At 29.7% G+C, this 3,627-nt stretch carries 3 protein-coding genes; all 3 read right to left on the bottom strand.

The genetic code is table 11. The annotated features are described in order from the left end of the window. Positions 1-1,131 (bottom strand): helix-turn-helix domain-containing protein (locus tag B8T70_RS23330; RefSeq protein ID WP_086896421.1); only part of this gene is annotated, 1,131 nt, incomplete at its 3' end. A gap of 500 nt (positions 1,132-1,631) precedes the next feature. After that, on the bottom strand, positions 1,632-2,768 hold the full coding sequence (locus B8T70_RS23340; protein ID WP_086896422.1) for an AraC family transcriptional regulator: 1,137 nt from the start codon (positions 2,766-2,768) through the stop codon (positions 1,632-1,634). Between the two features lie 302 nt (positions 2,769-3,070). Next, positions 3,071-3,627: hypothetical protein (locus B8T70_RS23345; RefSeq protein WP_086896423.1), on the bottom strand; the 557-nt coding region annotated here is incomplete at its 5' end.

Consider the following 3,627-nt stretch of genomic DNA (forward strand, 5'->3'; position numbering starts at 1 on the left):
ATTTGGTGTCTGACCAGTAACTTTTTTAAAGGCCTTATAAAAAGTCGTTTTTGAAGTAAACCCAGATTCTAATCCCATAGCTAGCAAATTGTAGTTTTCATATTCAGAATTTGAAATCATTTCCTTGACAGCTTCAACCCGATATTGATTAATGTAATTAGCAAAATTATCCTCTGTTATCGTGTTTATAATTTGTGAAACATATCCTGCGCTTATACCTAGCTTTTCAGCGACTTTTTCTCTGTTTAATGTACTGTCGGTATAAATGTGCTGCTCTTTACAAAGAAGTTCAAGTTTTTGAAAATAAAGATTCTCTGCCGTAATAGATTCTCTGCATTCTTCCGGGGCATTATTTTCTTCTGTTGGGCTTTTTTCTATAATTTGGATACTGGGAGACGAAACAGCTAAATTGGTATTTAAAAAATTATAGATGGCATCTTTGTTTTTGGCAAGCCTATATTTGTAAATGCCTATATAAGCTGTCCAGTGCATTATTAATGTTGCCAATATAGCCACCCCACTCATGGTAGAAGAAATATCTAATTGAAAAAACAGGCCAATCAAATAGGTAGTTAGCCAGATAAATAAGATCAAATACATGATAGTCAATAAGGTAATGACCCATTTTTTCTCTTGAGGATCTTTTAAATGCCTTATCATAAAATAAGAGTAAAGAGGTAGAAACAGGATGATGATAACGGCCAATAAAATCTGAATCAGCTGAAGTATAGTGATTAGGAACATATAGGACTCAGGAATTTTATAAATTCCTGTTACATGATCAAGTTGGATTGTAATATTAAGAGTGCTGGCAAAGACAAATGGAATATAACACAAATAAATTTTTTGCCTGTTTTTTACCGCATCATCAATGCGGTTTATAATAAACAAAAATGTGAAAACAGGTAATAGAAATACCCAATCGATAGCATCTATAAAAAGCATTAAAGGATAGGATGTAAATACACCTTCAATTTCAAAAACATAATTTAATAAAACAATGGAAAGTGCAAATAGTAAGAAGGCCAGGTATTTATTTGAATTACTATTGAATATAGAAGACTTTAAAATAATTAAGCCTAAGACTACTCCCTGGAAAATCGCAATATTTAAAAGTGTTGTATAAATCAATTTTTTAATATAAAAGTTGTTTTTATGAGACGAATTTATATTAATACTGATGAATTTTCTTAGGGGATTAAGAAATGATTAACTAAAAGGCACTCTCCGAAGAGTTCTCATGCAAGCCTATGCACATGTTTCCTGACTTCATGCCTGCAATCAGAATCAGACAATATTTTATAAATCTAAACAAACAAAAAAAGCTCCAGATTTCTCTGAAGCTTTGTTTAGTAACGGCAAGTATTGAAATATCTAACCAACTTATGAATGATTTTATAAGATTATTTGTGAATAATTTATATTTCTTTCGTCAGCCTGTCTAATTCTCTTAATAAAGTGGGAAATCTAAATTCTCCAGCCATACTTTCAACTTTTGTAAATGCATCGTTTAAATCAATACCGATTGAAGTAATAAAAAGTTTTTTTTCATAAAAAGTAATTTGAATTATTTCAACCCAAAATTCACATAAGAAAAGGTTTCAAAAACTTAAAAATGGATAAATTGATACTTATTTGCTGGTATTTTTATATTCATTTGGTGTCTGACCAGTAACTTTTTTAAAGGCCTTATAAAAAGTCGTTTTTGAAGTAAACCCAGATTCTAATCCCATCGCTAGCAAATTGTAGTTTTCATATTCAGAATTTGAGATCATTTCCTTGACAGCTTCAACCCGATATTGATTAATATAATTAGCAAAGTTATCCTCTGTTATCGTGTTTACAATTTGTGAAACATATCCTGCGCTTATGCCCAGTTTTTCAGCGACTTTTTCTCTGTTTAATGTACTGTCGGTATAAATGTGCTGCTCTTTGCAAAGAAGTTCTAGTCTTTGAAAATAAAGGTTATCTGCCGTGATAGATTCCCTATATTCATCTGGTATACTATTTTCTACAATTTGCATATTGCTATACGAAATAGCTAAATCTTCATTTAGAAAATTGTAAACTGCATCTTTGTTTTTGGCTAGTTTGTATTTATAGATACCTATATAAGCTGTCCAGTGAATTATGAATGTTGCAGATAAAGCCAGGATGCTCATAGTAGCAGAAATATCAAATTGAATAAATAAGCTGGTTAGATAGATAATAAGAAAAGCGAATAACAATGAAGTAACAATTGTTAATAAGATGATTATCCATTTTTTTTCCTCTGAATCTTTTAAATGCCTTATCATAAAATAAGAGTAAAGCGATAGAAATGGGATGAAAGTAACGGCTAAAAGAAGATGAATCAGACCAAGTATATTGATTATATTGATGCCTGACTCAGGAATAGTATAAATTCCTGCAACATGATCGAGATCTTGTGTAATAGTAAGCACAGCGGAATAGGCAAATGGAATAAAACATAAATAAGATTTTTGTTTACTTTTTACAGTATCATCAATCCGGTTTATAATAAACAGGAATATGAAAGAAGGGATTAGAAATACCCACTCGATGTGATCGATAAAGCGTAGAAAAGGATAGGGAGTAAATGCATCTTCAATCTCAAAAACATGATTCAGTAAAATAATTGACAGTGTAAATAGTAAGTATGCCAGATATTTATTTGAATTACTATTGAATATAGAAGACTTTAAAATAATTAAGCCTAAGACTATTCCCTGGAAAATCGCAATATTTAAAAGTGTTGTATAAATCAATTTTTTAATATAAAAGTTGTTTTTATGAGACGAATTTATATTAATACTGATGAATTTTCTTAGGGGATTAAGAAATGATTAACTAAAATGGCACTCCCCGAAGAGTTCTCATGCAAGCCTGTGCTAATGATTCCTGACTTCATGCCTATAATCTGAATCAGACAATATTTTGTAAATCTAAATAAATCAACAAAGCTCCAGATTTCTCTGAAGCTTTGTTCCTGGGCTGGTTATCTTTTATGATTTTTTATATAAATTTCTGGTAATTTCTTCTGAAATCTAACTAATTAAATTTTCTAGCTTCAAATTATTTTTACTTTAAATTTTGCATCAATATATGTTAGTAATAATAAAAACAAGCAACAAAGAATGAAACTTAAAGTATTAAATTTCAAGCTTATTTTAAGTTCTTTTGTTGCTTTGTAAACTAAAACTAAAAGAAAACTACAAACAAATATTGAAATTGTAAATAATCCTACTCCAATTGACATTCCAACTCTTCCCTCATCATTTGGGCTTAAGAGGTTTGCTAATCCTGCTGCGAATCTCATAACAAACGGAAAAAAAAGAAATGGGTACAATTCGATTTTCTTATATTTTGTTATTAAAAAGTAAAATAGGATTGCTTGTAAAACTGTAAACAATGGCCCAGCCAATGTTATATAGTTTCTATTCCATTCGTTTTGTAATTCTCCAGAAACTGGATTTGTTCCATTTAATGTTGCTATCATTTTATTTCCCAAGATTTCTCCAATACTCCAATGGGATAATTCGTGTAAGATTGTACTCAAAAAGACAGCAATAAAAATTAAAAAAATGTATTTTAAATTAATTCTGTTTATGTTATTTTCAATCATAT

This window comes from Flavobacterium sp. AJR, from assembly GCF_002156885.1.
In the GTDB taxonomy this organism is placed as follows: domain Bacteria; phylum Bacteroidota; class Bacteroidia; order Flavobacteriales; family Flavobacteriaceae; genus Flavobacterium.